This window comes from Paraburkholderia sp. BL25I1N1 (assembly GCF_003002025.1).
Classification (GTDB): domain Bacteria; phylum Pseudomonadota; class Gammaproteobacteria; order Burkholderiales; family Burkholderiaceae; genus Paraburkholderia.
This window is the reverse complement of sequence record NZ_PVZB01000004.1, coordinates 143,972-159,072: the sequence shown is the minus strand read 5'-3', so window position 1 is coordinate 159,072 and position 15,101 is coordinate 143,972. Positions and strand designations below refer to the sequence as shown.

General features: G+C 64.0%; 8 protein-coding genes. 2 read left to right on the top strand and 6 right to left on the bottom strand.

Going from position 1 to position 15,101, the window contains the following annotated elements; genetic code table 11:
* Nucleotides 1-196 precede the first annotated feature (196 nt).
* Nucleotides 197-1,612, bottom strand: coding sequence for a type I glutamate--ammonia ligase (gene glnA, locus B0G73_RS07485; protein ID WP_073427532.1), 1,416 nt, complete (start codon nt 1,610-1,612; stop codon nt 197-199).
* 439 nt (nt 1,613-2,051) lie between these two features.
* On the opposite strand from glnA, the gene B0G73_RS07480 reads away from it, so the two are divergent.
* A complete protein-coding gene (locus B0G73_RS07480) occupies nt 2,052-2,516 on the top strand; it encodes a rhodanese-like domain-containing protein (protein WP_106279399.1) in 465 nt (154 codons plus the stop codon).
* A 298-nt stretch (nt 2,517-2,814) separates the two neighbouring features.
* Here the strand turns inward: B0G73_RS07480 and B0G73_RS07475 are convergent, their stop codons facing one another.
* From B0G73_RS07475 to B0G73_RS07460, 4 genes are all read right to left on the bottom strand, one after another.
* On the bottom strand, nt 2,815-3,651 hold the full coding sequence (locus B0G73_RS07475; protein WP_106279397.1) for a molybdopterin-binding protein: 837 nt from the start codon (nt 3,649-3,651) through the stop codon (nt 2,815-2,817).
* Nucleotides 3,652-3,683: 32 nt separating this feature from the next.
* Nucleotides 3,684-4,517, bottom strand: a complete 834-nt coding sequence (locus B0G73_RS07470) for an EI24 domain-containing protein (protein ID WP_106279395.1) — start codon at nt 4,515-4,517, stop codon at nt 3,684-3,686.
* A 147-nt stretch (nt 4,518-4,664) separates the two neighbouring features.
* Complete coding sequence (locus B0G73_RS07465) at nt 4,665-5,663, bottom strand: sterol desaturase family protein (RefSeq protein WP_106279393.1); 999 nt, start codon at nt 5,661-5,663, stop codon at nt 4,665-4,667.
* A 60-nt stretch (nt 5,664-5,723) separates the two neighbouring features.
* Nucleotides 5,724-6,743 (bottom strand): beta-propeller fold lactonase family protein, encoded by a 1,020-nt coding sequence (locus tag B0G73_RS07460; protein WP_106279391.1) that lies wholly within the window; start codon nt 6,741-6,743, stop codon nt 5,724-5,726.
* A 698-nt stretch (nt 6,744-7,441) separates the two neighbouring features.
* On the opposite strand from B0G73_RS07460, the gene B0G73_RS07455 reads away from it, so the two are divergent.
* Nucleotides 7,442-10,765: a YadA-like family protein gene (locus tag B0G73_RS07455; RefSeq protein ID WP_374957000.1), complete on the top strand. Its 3,324-nt coding sequence runs from the start codon at nt 7,442-7,444 to the stop codon at nt 10,763-10,765.
* Between the two features lie 236 nt (nt 10,766-11,001).
* Here B0G73_RS07455 and hrpA read toward each other — a convergent pair whose 3' ends face one another.
* Complete coding sequence (hrpA, locus tag B0G73_RS07450; RefSeq protein WP_258193217.1) at nt 11,002-15,063, bottom strand: ATP-dependent RNA helicase HrpA; 4,062 nt, start codon at nt 15,061-15,063, stop codon at nt 11,002-11,004.
* Nucleotides 15,064-15,101 lie beyond the last annotated feature (38 nt).

The following is a 15,101-nucleotide window of genomic DNA, read 5'->3' as shown; positions in this document are numbered from 1 at the left end:
GCAGTCCGGCCGATAGGAGATGGTGATAAATCAGGTAGTCCGCCTGCTGTTTTGCTCAATACCTCAACAACGCCCATACGCCGCAAACGTTGTGCGCGGCCTAACGAAAAAGGGACGGCGCCGCCGTCCCTTCGTGACCGATCGCGAGCGTCGGGCAAAGCGCTTCGCCGTGTGAAGGGCGAAGCGCCATGGCCGCTTACAGCGAGTAGTACATTTCGAACTCGATCGGGTGCACCGACTGACGATAGCGTTGCAGCTCGCCCGTCTTCAGTTCGATGTACGCGTCGAGCATCGAATCCGTGAACACGCCACCGCGCGTCAGGAATTCGCGGTCCGCGTCCAGCGCGTCCAGAGCCTGGTCGAGGCCGGCGCACACGGTCGGGATCTTTGCATCCTCTTCCGGCGGCAGGTCGTACAGGTTCTTGTCGGCAGCTTCGCCCGGGTGAATCTTGTTCTGCACGCCGTCCAGACCCGCCATCATCAGCGCGGAGAAGCACAGGTACGGATTCGCCATCGGATCCGGGAAACGCGTTTCGATACGGCGGCCCTTCGGGTTCGACACGTGCGGAATGCGGATCGATGCCGAACGGTTGCGAGCCGAGTAAGCCAGCTTGACCGGCGCTTCGAAGTGCGGCACGAGGCGCTTGTACGAGTTCGTCGACGGGTTCGTGATCGCGTTCAGCGCGCGAGCATGCTTGATGATGCCGCCGATGTAGAACAGCGCGAATTCCGACAGACCTGCGTAACCGTTGCCCGCGAACAGGTTCGTGCCGTCTTTCCAGATCGACTGGTGAACGTGCATGCCCGAACCGTTATCGCCGACCACCGGCTTCGGCATGAACGTTGCCGTCTTGCCGTACGTGTGCGCGACGTTGTGGATGATGTACTTCATTTGCTGCAGCCAGTCGGCGCGTTGCACCAGCGTCGAGAACTTGGTGCCGATTTCGTTCTGGCCTTGGCCCGCGACTTCGTGGTGATGCACTTCGACCGGAATGCCGATCTGTTCGAGCAGCAGACACATTTCCGAACGGATGTCCTGGAACGTGTCGACCGGAGCGACCGGGAAGTAGCCGCCCTTGGTGCCCGGACGGTGGCCGGTGTTGCCGCCTTCGAATTCCTTCGCCGACGACCACGGTGCTTCTTCCGAACCGATCTTGATGAAGCAGCCCGACTGGTCCGTGTTCCACTGGACCGAGTCGAAAATGAAGAATTCCGGCTCCGGGCCGAAGAAGGCCGTGTCGCCGAGGCCCGTGCTCTTCAGGTAGGCTTCAGCGCGCTTTGCCAGCGAGCGCGGGTCGCGCTCGTAGCCCTTGCCGTCCGCCGGTTCGACGACGTCGCAGGTCAGCACGAGGGTGGATTCTTCGTAGAACGGGTCGATGAAAGCCGTGTTCGCATCGGGGACCAGCAACATGTCCGAGGCTTCGATGCCCTTCCAGCCGGCAATCGAAGAACCGTCAAACGCATGGCCGCTTTCGAACTTGTCTTCATCGAATGCCGACACCGGCACCGAAACGTGTTGCTCTTTGCCGCGCGTGTCGGTGAAACGAAAGTCGACAAACTTGACGTCTTCGTCTTTGACGAGTTGTACGACGTCGGCCACGGATTTACTCATAACCTATCTCCTGATTAACGAATTCGGCGGATTCAGCCGCCGCCCAATCTAGCTGACCCGTCCCGGCGCGTCCACCCTCAATCGTTGAGGAGGAACATAAAAGTCTGCCTGGACAAATCGATCGGCACCAATAAAGCAGCTTCTGTGCCATGCGTGCGCCAACCCGGCGCAGAGCCACACTCCGCGCGCGATTGCGGGGAATGGGCGCACCGCACCGCATGCAGCCCCCAAATCCTCGAGTCCGACTCAGCACCAAATATGTGCATTCACCGGATTGGGAACTGATGACATCTTTATTTTGGTGCATTTCACGAAATTTGCACCATATTTGCGCATTCGTCCGCTTGCGACGCGAGCCTATCTCCGCCGTTCGTGCAAGACACGCGCGCCGCACGGCGCGCGCTAAAATGGTTGTTTGGTCCGAAGGAGATTTGCGCTCATGAGCACGCTCGAACAGTTGTACGCCAGCGCGGACAAGCGCCGCAGCGAGAATCAGTTGCCGTACGCGGGCGCGATATCGCCCGCCGAAGCGTTCGAACTGCTGCAACTCGACCCGCGCACCCGCCTCGTCGATGTGCGCACCCGCGCCGAACTCGACTGGGTCGGCCGGCCGGTGATCGGCGACGGACAGTACGCACACGTGGAATGGACGCGCTATCCGGGCGCCGTGCCGAACCAGGAATTTCTCGCGCAGTTGAAACAGGTCGCCACGCCCGATACGCCCGTGCTGTTCCTGTGCCGCAGCGCCGCGCGCTCGAAGCTCGCCGCGATCGCCGCCACGCAGGCCGGCTTCACCAAGGCGTATGACCTGCTGGAAGGCTTCGAAGGCGACAAGGATGGCCAGGGGCATCGGAAGACGGTGTCGGGCTGGTGCTTTCGCGGATTGCCGTGGATCGGCGCGTGAGTGCGGTGGTTGGGTGCCGCGGTTGGATGACTGCTGCGTAGCGGCTGCGCGGCACTTTCAGGCGCTTACGCTAGCGCTGCCCGCTCGCAGCCTGCTTCCTGATTGCTCGCTGGCAGTCGCGGCGGCTTCTCAGAACCGCAACACCGCCATTTGCCTGCCGCAGATAAGGACAGCCACATCGTCGGCGCTGAATATGACAGGCCGATGATCCGCCTCTGCCGCGCTCGGAATCGGCGACGAGCGCGATGAAAAACGGGCGCCGCAGCGCCCGAACCAGAATAAACGTGTAACGCGCGGATCAGCCGCGCGGCTTCGCCGCCGCAGCCGCCGCCTCGGGCTCGACGATATCGCCGCCCAGCAGATGCACGCCTTCCCGCAGCTTGACGAACGCCGCCGCCACCGCTTCGGGCTCACCCTTCACGCCCAGATCGATGTGATGCCGCGCGTACACGCCACCACGCTCCGCATCGCCGACGCTCGGCAGGCTGAAGACCCGCACGCCCGGAAAATCGCGTTCGATTTTTTCCATGAGCGGCGTGACGCGTGACTCCGGCAACTCGAACACCAGCAGCGACTTCTCCGCGTGCGGCATGGCGTGGTGCAGATCGGCGTACTGCGTATCCAGCACCCACTCGATCATCGGCCACGCCATCACCGGAAAGCCCGGCACGAAGTGATGCCGATTGATCGAAAAGCCCGGAATCTTGTTGTAGCCGTTCGGAATGATCGACGCGCCCTGCGGATACGTGCCCATATTCAGCCGATGCCGATTCTCCGGCGACTCCAGATCGAGCGGCGCGGCCGCGTTCGCCGGATACATGTCGCGGATACGCTCCTGAATCAGCTTTGCGGCCTCCGGATGCAGTTCGAGCGGCACGCCGAGCGCGGCCGCCGCGCATTGGCGCGTGTGGTCGTCGGGAGTGGCGCCGATGCCGCCCGTGGAGAACACGATGTCGCCCGAGGCGAACGTGCGCCGCAGCGTCGCGGTGATGCGCTCCGGATCGTCGCCGATGTACTCCGCCCAGCCGAGCGACAGCCCACGCGCGCCCAGCAATTCGATGACCTTCGGCAGATGCTTGTCGATACGTCTGCCCGACAGAATTTCATCGCCGATGATGATGACGCCAAATGCCATTGCCGCCTCTTTTTCGCTTAGTCAGTAATGCATCAGTAGGGAACCGGCGCCGCGTGCCGCACGCCGCCGTGCTCTTCCGCGCGCATGCGCTGCAGCGCGCGCAAACAGTAGTAGCCGAACCATAGCGCCGAAAATATGAGGATGAACGCATAGATCCAGATCGTCACGGCCGTGACCACCGGGAACAGCACGATCAGCCAGACCGACGACACCCACAACAAGGTCGGCAGCGAACCCAGCAAGCCGCTCGCAATGCCGATCAGCAGCAGCGGCAAGCGGAAGCGCCGCACCAGCGCGCGCCGCTCGTCACGCGTGGCATGCAGCGCGAGCGCGTCGTAGCTCATTACACGATACGTCAGCCAGCCCCACAGGAGCGGTGGAATCAACGCGAAGAACGGTGGCACGAGCCAGAGCGGCAGCGTGACGATCAGCAGCACCAGACACACCAGCGTGGTCCACAGCGCCTGACCGAGGCTACCGTACCACGTTCCGCCACGGCGCATTTCGAGGCTCGGGAATTGCCGCGCCGACAGGAAGCGGATCACCGCCGGCATCGACAGCGTGGCGATCAGCAGCAGCACCGTGACAACGATCAGCGGGATCGCCATCGCGATCACGATAAACGGCGCGATCGCTGCATGCAGCGCAGAAAAACCGAGCCAGTCGAACAGGTGATAAAGCGTGATCGTGAACGACCAGCCTTCGAGCCAGGTACGCGTCGCGCCGATCAGCGTCTGCCAGGAAAACCACAGGATCACGCCCCACCCGACCGTTGCCGCCAGAAACGGCATGAAGGTCAGCCAGAGCATGCGCGGGTGGAGCGCGCTTGCGAGCGCACGTCCGAACGAGCGCAACAGATCATTCATGCGAGCCAGTGCCGGTGAACAAAACGATGGAATGGAGCGAACCGCGCGACGAATCCGCCGGGCAGCCCCGCGCTTGGTCGCAAAAGTGAACAGGATAAACCACGTGACGCGCCGCCGGGGAAACCGGCGGCGTGGGAGGAAGCGCGCTCAAACGGCGGCGGCGTCGTTGCTTTCGGTGCGGCGCTTCGGCGAGAGACGCCCGGCGATGCGCACAAAGGCGAGCCAGTGCTGCGCCCAGAAGCCGTCACCGTAACTGCGGCCTGTGAGTTGATCGCGGATGCCGGTCGGCTCCATCTCGCGGCTCCATGACACGCTGCGAAACAGCATGTCCCACCACGGAAACAGCACGCCGAAGTTGCAGCCGTATTTCAGCCCTTCGTGGCCGTAACCGATGGCATGGTGGCGCCGATGAAACGTGGGGCTGACCAGCAGCCGCTCGCCAAGCCAGCCGAAGTACATGCGGATGTTCGCGTGCTGCACGCTCTGCGCCAGATTCGTGATGGCGACCAGCACGACGAACTGCGACGGCGGCACGCCGATCACCAGCGCGATGACCGCGAAGAACGAGGCTTGCAGCAGATCGTCGAGAAGATGGTTGCGGTCGTCGGCCCACAGCGACATTTGCTGCTGGCTGTGATGCACCGCGTGCAACTCCCACCACACGCCGATCCGGTGTTCCCAGCGGTGATACCAGTAGCCGGCGAAATCGAGCACCAGCAGATACATCACGAACGTGACGAGCGGTTGCGTGGTCACGCCGGGCCAGAGATTGTCGAACTCGATATTCGAAATGTTATGCAGCCGCAGCCACGCCTGCACGGCGTCGAAGAAGGGTTGAAGCGCGAAGAAAAAGAACAGGTTGAGAATGCCGAGCTTCGCGATCCACGTATAGATCACGTCCACGCGCACCGCCTTGCGGCTCTGCCATTGCTCCACCGGGCGCAGCGCTTCGAGCGGACGCAGCACCGCGTACATGGCCAGCACTTCGATGACGCCCACGATCACCCAATACAGGCTGTCGTAGGTGTCTTCGTCGTAATCCATCAGATTGAAGCGGAACAGCAGCGGCTGCACCACGTCGACGTACAGCAACGTCTGCACGGCGGAGACGAAGTTGTCGAGGGAAGAAAAAATCAGATGGAACATGGTGCTGGTCTGGTTACTTCATCCGTGACGGTTCGCGTGGTGCGGCATGAGCCTTTCGCATCAGGCGCCGTTCGGCGCCGTGACCGGCGCGCGATTGAAGAAATAGATGCCATGCGGCGAACGGCCGACGGCGATCGTCTGGATCAGCTTACGCGTGTTCAGGTCGATGATGCCGACGTGCTTCGCGAAGCGGAACGTAACCCACAGATAGCGTTTGTCGGCGGAAAGTTCCATGTCGTCCGGTCCAGGCATCAAGCCGGTGATATCGCCGACGTTGGTGAGCGTGTCCTCGTCGATGATGCTGATGGTGCTTGCCACGCGGTTCGACACCGCGACGTGCTTGCCGTCGGCCAGGGAACGGAAGTTGTGCGCGCCGTTGCCGGTGTGGATCGTCTTGACGATCTTCTGGTTGCGCCAATCCACTACCGCGACGTAATCCGAGCCGGTCATGCCGATCAGCAGATATTTCTCGCCCGGCGTCATCCACAGCCCCGCCGGCACCTTGCCGACCTTCATTTTCCACTTGACGGTTTGCGTGGCCAGGTCGATCGCGGCCAGTTCGCCCGACACCTGCAGCGTGACGAATACCGTCTTGCTGTCAGTCGTGAACGCCATGTGGCTCGGCATGACCGCGAGCGGCAGGCGCGAGGCCAGCGTCATCTGGTTCTTCTGGCCGTCGTAGTGATAGATGTCCAGACGGTCCAGACGCAGGCCGGTGGTGACCAGCCATTTGCGATCAGGCGAAAAACCGATCTGATACGGATCTTCGATATTTTCGACCCAGCGCTGCACCTGGCCGGATTTCGGATCCACGAACATCAGGTTGTTCGACACCGAATTCGCGACGATCAACGACGAATTGTCCGGCGTGGCCATCAGGTGATGCGGTTCCTTACCCGTGGGCACCGTGCCGACGACCTGGCGGGTCGCCTCGTCGATCAGGCTCAGCGTGGCCTCGCCGGAATTGAGCACGATCACGTTGTTGGCGTGGGCCGCCGGAGAAAAAAAGCCTGTAGCGGCGACCAGCACCGCGCCCGCGGCGACCGTGGCAGTCAAGCCGGGAAGAAAAAATTTACGCATGAAAACTCACTTCGGAGAACAACCATCATTGTAGAACGTTTGCCGCGGCCGGCGGTTGACGCAGGTCGGTGTATGGCCAGGAGAAATCAGGGGCGGGATGACCCGGCTGCCGGATGGGCGGGCGGTTCGGACACGCACGCGAATCGCGTCGTTCTGAAAGCGCCGGTGGCGAGTATCGGGCCTGAAAAGTGGAATCTCATTGAAGACGTATAAACGCAGGAGAATGCTTAGATTAACCAAACAATTACCAGAATATATTTAGAACATTCCTTATTCAATGCCTCTTACATACTGATCAATTGAGACACGCCGACATAATGTGATTTTTCCGCACCTGCTGCAGATTTAACTGATCTCCCGCGCCGCCGCCGAACCTGAAAATCCTCCCGCCTCATCCCTATCCACTCATTCCCTGGATGCATGGGCGTGACGCGGGTGTCTTGCACGTACGAGATAACGATCGGCCTGCTCTGGCAAAGCCAAAGCTCGCGGATTTATTTTTGCGTGATTTATCCGGGCGATGAATCCATACACGAACACCCGCTCTCATGTGCCGCGCATTCGCGCACTACCGCGGAGTTTCTAAAACAATGCATAGCAATAACCCATTGGTTTGGTGTGAAGCGACGGCAACGTCGCCGGCGGCGCCGATAACGGCAAGATCAAAGACGAAGCGCAAGAAGGCCATCGCGCGTGCAGTGCTGATTCTGGCTGCGCTGGCGGGGGGCGCGCCGGCGGCGCATGCCGCCCTCTTCATAGACACGAGCGTCGATTCGCCGGGAAACGATATCGCCCCTTATGCGGGGGGCCCGGGCGCGATTGCGATCGGCATCGGCGCAACCGCGGCGGGCCCCTACGCGATGGCGACGGGCTTCCAGGCCAGTGCGCGGGGCACGATGTCGATCGCAACCGGCGTTCAGGCCAACGCGAATAGCGTCAATTCGATGGCAATGGGCGTGCAGGCAACAACCGCACCCACCGCGCTCTACGGAATCGCAATCGGCAATCTGGCTTTCGTCAGCGGAGTGGGGGCCATGGCGTTCGGCAAAGCCGCGCAGGCTAGCGGCCTTAATTCGGTCGCCATCGGTAATGCGGCGTCAGCCACGCACGCCAACAGTGTCGCGCTTGGCGCGGGTTCAGCCACGACCGTCGGCGCCCAAGCCGGGTACACCGCTTACGGCCTCACCGCACCACAATCTTCGGCCGGCGAAGTCAACGTCGGCAACCGCTCCGTTAGCGGCGTCGCCGCCGGCGCGGCCGACACCGATGCCGTCAACGTGAGCCAGCTCAAGGGCGCCATTACTGCTGCGACGGCCAACGCTGTCTCATACGGCACTAATGCGGACGGCACCGTCAACACGAACAGCGTCACGCTCGCGGGTCCCACCTCCACGGACGGCGGCGTCACGGGCGGTACGACGATCACCAACGTGCATCAGGGCGCAGTATCTGCCAGCAGCACCGACGCCGTGAACGGCGCCCAACTCTACGCCGTCGCCGGCGACACCAGCGCGGCCTACATCAGTCAGAACGGCAACGGCGTCAAATACGTCCGGACCAACGACAACTCGCTGACGCCGGACGACGCTCACGCAACCGCCACCGGCGCTTCGGCGATCGGCTACAAGGCCCAGGCAGACGGCGATAACTCGGTCGCGCTCGGCCGCAACGCTCGCTCGGAAATTGCCGCCGCCGGGGCCGTTGCAATCGGCTACAACTCCGACGCGACGGCGACCGGCGCCGTCGCCACGGGCAATCAGGCAAGCGCATCCGCAGCGAACGCAATCGCGGTTGGCTATGCCGCATCGGCGAGCAGCCTGAACGGCGTCGCCATCGGCAATGCGGCGCTGGCGAACGGCACTAATGCCGTGGCGCTCGGCGCCGGCGCCCGCGCCTGGCAAAATGGCACTGCGCTCGGCCGGCTCGCCACCGCGTATGGCGCCAGCGCGTCCGCGCTCGGCTACGGCTCGCTCGCCTACGCCGACGGCTCGACAGCGCTCGGCGCCAATGCGAAGGTCTCCGGGACCAACAGCGTGGCGCTTGGCTACAACGCCAGTGTCACCGCCGCGAACAGTGTCGGCGTCGGGGCGAACTCGACCACCACCGCGAATCTCGGCCAACCCGGCGCGGAATTTGGCACGAGCGGCGTTGTCGCTGCGACCACCGCTTTCGGCGAGGTGTCCGTCGGCTCGACAGGCAACGAGCGCCGCCTGACTAACGTGGCAGCCGGCGCGGCGGCAACCGATGCCGTCAACGTCAGCCAGTTGAGCGCGGTCGACGGCAAGATCGTCGCTATCGCGCAAAGCGGCACCCAGCACTACTTCAAGGCCGAGGGCGTCGCCGACGGCACGGACGACGCCGTCGCCGCCGGTACGCACGCGGTCGCGGCAGGGGTGCTGGCGAGCGCATCGGGCGACAACGCCACCGCGCTCGGCGCCAATTCCGCGGCCGCCGCAACCGGCGCCGCCGCGCTCGGTGCGTATGCGTCCGCCACCTCGGCCGGCAGCGTCGCGATCGGTTACAACGCCGTCGCCGGCAACGTCGATTCAATTGCGATCGGCCATGACGCGAACGCGTCGGCCGACGGTTCGGTCGCCTTGGGCCAAGGTTCGGTGGCCGATCGGGCGAACAGCGTCTCCGTCGGCTCCGCCGGCAACGAACGTCAGATCACCAACGTCGCCGACGGCACCAGCGCGACTGACGCCGTCAACCTGAGGCAATTGCAGGCCGCCAGCGCGAGCGCCTCGCGCTACTTCAAGGCAAATGGCCTGAACGACGGCACCGACGACGCCTCGGCCACCGGCAGCAACGCGGTCGCCATCGGAAGTTCCGCGCTCGCCGCCGGGCAAGCCGGCCTCGCCGCTGGCGCGAACTCACAGGCGAGCGGCGCGTTCAGCACCGCGGTCGGTGGCGCCGCGATCGCTCAGGGCGACGGTTCCACCGCGCTCGGATATCAGGCCGGCGCAAGCGGCGCGAATTCGACCGCGCTCGGTTATCAGGCCAGCGCCTCGGCCGCCAACTCGGTCGCACTCGGCCAAGGCTCGACCGCGACGCGGGCGAACACGGTTTCGGTCGGCTCCGCCGGCAACGAACGCCAGATCACGAACGTCGCAGCCGGCACGGCGGACACCGACGCCGTCAACGTCGCGCAGTTGAAAGCCGTGAGCGACCAGGGCGCCGCCAACGCCGCGAAACTCGACGGTGCGCTCACGTATGACCAGAACGCCGACGGCAGCGTCAACAAGAACAGCGTCACGCTCGGTGGCGACGCCGCGAACGGCGGCACGGCGATCCACAACGTCGCGGCGGGGGTGGACGGCACCGACGCGGTCAACGTCAATCAGCTGAACGCCGCCATCGCGGGCGCGGTCAACAACGTCGTGGTCAACTCGGGCAATCCGTTCTTCAGCGCGGAAGGCAATCGCGACACCCAGGGCGCCGTGTCATCCGGCGCGCAGTCCGTCGCCGCGGGCGCCAACGCTCGGGCAACCGGCACCAACGCGGTCGCAATCGGCGCGAACTCGCTGGCGAGCGGCGCGAATGCCACCGCGCTCGGCGCAGCTGCTAACGCCAGCGCTGACAACTCCGTCGCATTGGGCCAAGGCTCGATCGCGGACCGCGCAAATACGGTCTCGGTCGGCGCGGCAGGCCAGGAACGCCAGATCACCAATGTCGCAGCCGGTGTGCAAGGCACCGACGCGGTCAACGTCAACCAGTTGCAGCAAAGCGTGAGCGGAGCGGTCAGCCAGGCGAACAGCTATACCGACGACCAGATCCGCTCGGCCCGTCGCGATGGTTATGGCGGCACGGCATCCGCCATGGCAATGGCCGGCTTGCCGCAGGCCATTCTGCCGGGTCGCGGCATGGTCGCAATGGCCGGCGGCACGTATGCGGGTCAGTCGGCATTGGCCATTGGCGTATCGCAAATCTCGGAGACGGGGAAGTGGGTCTACAAGCTGCAAGGCACCACGGATTCGCGCGGACAGTTCGGCGCGGCGATCGGCGCCGGCATGCACTGGTAACGGAACTGGCAGGACAGGCCGGGCCAACGCGAGTCGCAGCAGGAGCCCGGTCGATCGACTTTTCATATACGACGAGCGCGGGCTAGACCCAAGCCCCGCGCCCGTTTTTGCCCGCGCCGCCACGCCCACAAGGCATGGCGGCGCGCGCCCTTTTATCTCGCCGCGAAAGGCCGTGGGCCTATCACGCCGATCTGTTGCCGAACCGACCCGCGCGAGGCGTCCCCTGCTCGCCCCGATCAGCGCTGCATCGACTCCCATACCTTATACAGCCGCTTCACCGAAATCGGCATCGGCGTACGCAACTCCTGCGCAAACAGCGAGATCCGTAACTCTTCCAGCAACCAGCGGAACTCCGACAGGCGCGGATCCAGCACGCCGCCGCGTTGCGCCACCGCGCGCTGGTAGTTCTGCAGCAGCGGCTGGAATTCGGCGAACTGCCGCGCGTCGCGCGCGGGGTCCGCCTTCAGCTTGTCGATGCGTAGCGCGATCCCCTTCAGATAGCGCGGGAAATGCGCCAGTTGCGCGTACGGCGTGTCGACCACGAAGCGCTTGCCGATCAGTCCGTCGAGCTGGTTCTGCAAATCGGCATGCGCCGCCGTGAACGACCTTGCCTGCACCAGCTTCTTCGCCACGGTCGCGTATTCGCTCAGAATCTGTCCGACCAGCCGGGCAATTTCCTGAGCGAGCAAGGTCAGGCGGCTGCGGCCTTCGTCGCGGCGCGTGTGGAAACTGACGTCGTCATCGGGCAACGGATCTTGCAGGCAGGCGCGGTCCAACGCGGTGTCGATCAGTTGATCTCGCAACTCTTCCTGCGTGCCGCGCGGCATGAACTGCATCGCCATTTCGCGCAAACCCGGCAGATTCTTTTCCAGATACTTGATCGGCTCCTTCAACTGCAACGCGAACAGTCGACGCAATCCCGCGCGATGAATCCGCGCGGCTTCGTCGGGCGAATCGAACACTTCGACGTCGCAATGCGTGCCGCGATCCACCAGCGCCGGATAACCGAACAGCGTCTGCCCGCCGCGACGGATTTCGAGCAACTCGGGAAGCTTGCCGAAATTCCATGTCGTCAGCTTTTCATACAAGGCGGTACCCTGCGCGCCGGCTTGCGGCGCGGTCTGCGGGCTTGACACGGCAGCACCGCCCTTGCCTCGCTGCGCACCCGCGCCGGCCGCACCACCGGATGCTTGCGACGGCGTCGCGACACCGCCGCCGCCCGCGTCCGCCAACGCCACCCCGGCCGCGCTCGATGCGATCTTCTGAAAATGCTGCTGCGCCTGGCCGCCGAGTTCGGCGCGCAGTTGCGACATGTTGCGGCCCATCGCGAGCTGACGACCATGCTCGTCGACGACCTTGAAGTTCATGAACAGATGCGGCGGCAAGGTCTCGAGTTTGAAGTCCGACTGCTTCATCGCGACTTGCGTCTGCTCGCGAACATCGGCGATCAACGACTCGAGCAAACCGCCCGCACCGAAGCGCGGACCGCCGTGCCGGTCGACGAAACCCGCCGCGTACTCGGGCAGCGGCACGCAATGACGACGCAGCTTCTGCGGCAAGGACTTCAGCAGCAGTTGCGTCTTCTCTTTCAGCATGCCGGGCACGAGCCATTCGCAGCGCCGCGCGTCGACCTGATTCAGTGCATACAGCGGCACGGCGAGCGTCACGCCGTCACGCGGCGAACCCGGCTCGAAATGATAGGTGAGCGCCATCTCGACGCCCGCCATCGTCATGCGCTTCGGGAACAGGTCGGTGGTCACGCCGGCGGCTTCGTGCCGCATCAAGTCGTCACGCGACAGATACAAGAGGCGTAGCTTGTCCTCCGGCAGACCGCTCTTTTTCACCTCGTCGCGATACCAGCGCTCGAACGACGCGCCGGTGTAAATGCCCTTCGGTAGCGCCTGATCGTAGTAGGCGAAGATCAACTCGTCGTCCACCAGCACGTCCTGGCGGCGCGACTTGTGTTCGAGCTGCTCGATATCGGCGAGCAGTTTGCGGTTGTGCGCGAAGAACGCAAGCTTCGTGTCGAACTCGCCCTCCACCAGCGCGCCGCGAATGAACAGTTCGCGGGCGCGCTCCGGGTCCTGTTTGCCAAAGCTCACGCGCCGCCGGCGATAGATCGGCAGGCCGTACAGCACCGCGCGTTCGAACGCCGAGACCTGCGCCGCGCGCTTCTCCCAATGCGGCTCCGAGAGCGACTTCTTTAACAGATGCGCGCCGATCTTCTCGATCCACTCCGGCTCGATCTTCGCGATGCAGCGCGCGTACAGCCGGCTCGTCTCGACCAGTTCGGCGGCCATCGCCCACTTGCCGGCTTTCTTCACCAGCGCCGAGCCCGGCCACAGATAGAACTTGATGCCGCGTGCGCCGAGGTAATACGGTTCGTCGTCGGCTTTGAGGCCGATGTTGCCGAGCAGGCCCGTCAGCAGCGCGAGATGGATCTGCTCGAAAGTCGCTTCCGCTTCGTTCAGACGCCAGCCGTGCTCGCGCACCACCGTCAGCAGTTGCGAATGCACGTCGCGCCATTCGCGCAGGCGCAGTTGCGACAGGAAGTTCTTGCGGCACTCTTCGTGCAGTTGCTTGTTCGACTTCTTGTGCGCGATCGCTTCTTCGAACCAGCTCCAGATTTTCAGCCATTGCAAAAATTCGGAGCGCTCGTCGGCGAAACGGCGATGCGCCTGATCGGCCTGCTCCTGCGCTTCGATCGGCCGGTCGCGCGGATCCTGCACGGACAACGCGCTCGCGATGATTAGCACTTCCTTCAATGCCTGCTGGTCGCGCGCGGCCAGAATCATCCGGCCGACGCGCGGGTCGAGCGGCAGGCGCGCGAGTTCGCGGCCGAGCGGCGTGAGCTGGTTGTCGTCGTCGACGGCGCCGAGTTCGTTAAGCAGCTGATAGCCGTCGGCGATGGCGCGGCCCGGCGGCGGCTCGATGAACGGGAACGTCTCGATCGCCGTCAGATGCAACGACTTCATGCGCAGAATCACCGACGCCAGCGACGAACGCAAAATCTCCGGATCAGTGAAGCGCACGCGGCCCTGATAGTCGCTTTCCTCGTAGAGACGAATGCAAATGCCATCGGCCACGCGACCGCAACGCCCGGCCCGCTGATTGGCGGCGGCCTGCGAAATCGATTCCACCTGCAACTGCTCGACCTTGTTGCGATACGAGTAGCGCTTCACGCGCGCTAGGCCGGTATCGACCACATAGCGAATGCCCGGCACCGTCAGCGAGGTTTCGGCGACGTTGGTGGCCAGCACGATGCGGCGCGCGTTCGAGGTGCGGAATACACGCTCCTGTTCGGCTGCGGAAAGCCGCGCGAACAGCGGCAGAATTTCCGTATGCGGCGGATGATGCTTGCGCAGCGCCTCCGCTGCGTCGCGGATTTCGCGCTCGCCGGGCAGGAACACCAGCACATCGCCCGGGCCTTCGCGGCACAGTTCGTCGACGGCATCGACGATCGCGTCCATCAGATCGCGATCGGTTTCGCGCTGGGTTTTCGGCCGGTCGCCGCCGCGTTGCGCAGCAGGCGCATCACCTTGCGCGGCCTTCACGGCCGGACTGTCTTCCGCGACCGGGCGATAGCGCACCTCGACCGGATACAGCCGCCCGCTCACCTCGATCACCGGAGCGGGCTTTTCTTCGCTGCCGAAGTGGCGCGCGAAACGGTCCGCGTCGATCGTCGCCGAAGTCACGATCAGTTTCAGATCGGGACGCTTGACGAGGATTTCCTTCAGATAGCCGAGCAGAAAATCGATGTTCAGGCTGCGCTCGTGCGCCTCGTCGATGATCAGCGTGTCGTACGCCTTCAGCAGCGGATCGGTTTGCGTTTCGGCGAGCAGAATGCCGTCTGTCATCAACTTGACCGAGGCGCCCGGCGACAGATTGTCGGTGAAGCGCACTTTGTAGCCGACCACTTCGCCGAACGGCGTACCGAGTTCTTCGGCGATGCGGCGGCCGGTCGCCGACGCGGCGATCCGGCGTGGCTGCGTGTGGCCGATCAGACCGGAGCCGCCCGCACCGAGCCCGCGTCCAAGTTCGAGACAGATTTTCGGCAGTTGGGTGGTTTTACCGGAGCCGGTTTCGCCGCAGACGATCACGACCTGATTCCCGGCGATGGCTTTGGCGATTTCCTCGCGACGGCCGGAAACCGGCAGCGCTTCGGGGTAGGTAATCGGCGGAATCGGGTTGGGCTCGACGACACGCGGTGCGCGTGGCGCGCGTGGCTCACGTGGCTGCTCCGCTTCGCGGCGGTTGGCGCTGCGCTCGGCGTCGTTTGTCGCCGGTGATTTTTGCATGGGTGCGCCGCCCGACTCGCGGCGCGATGTCCCACCTG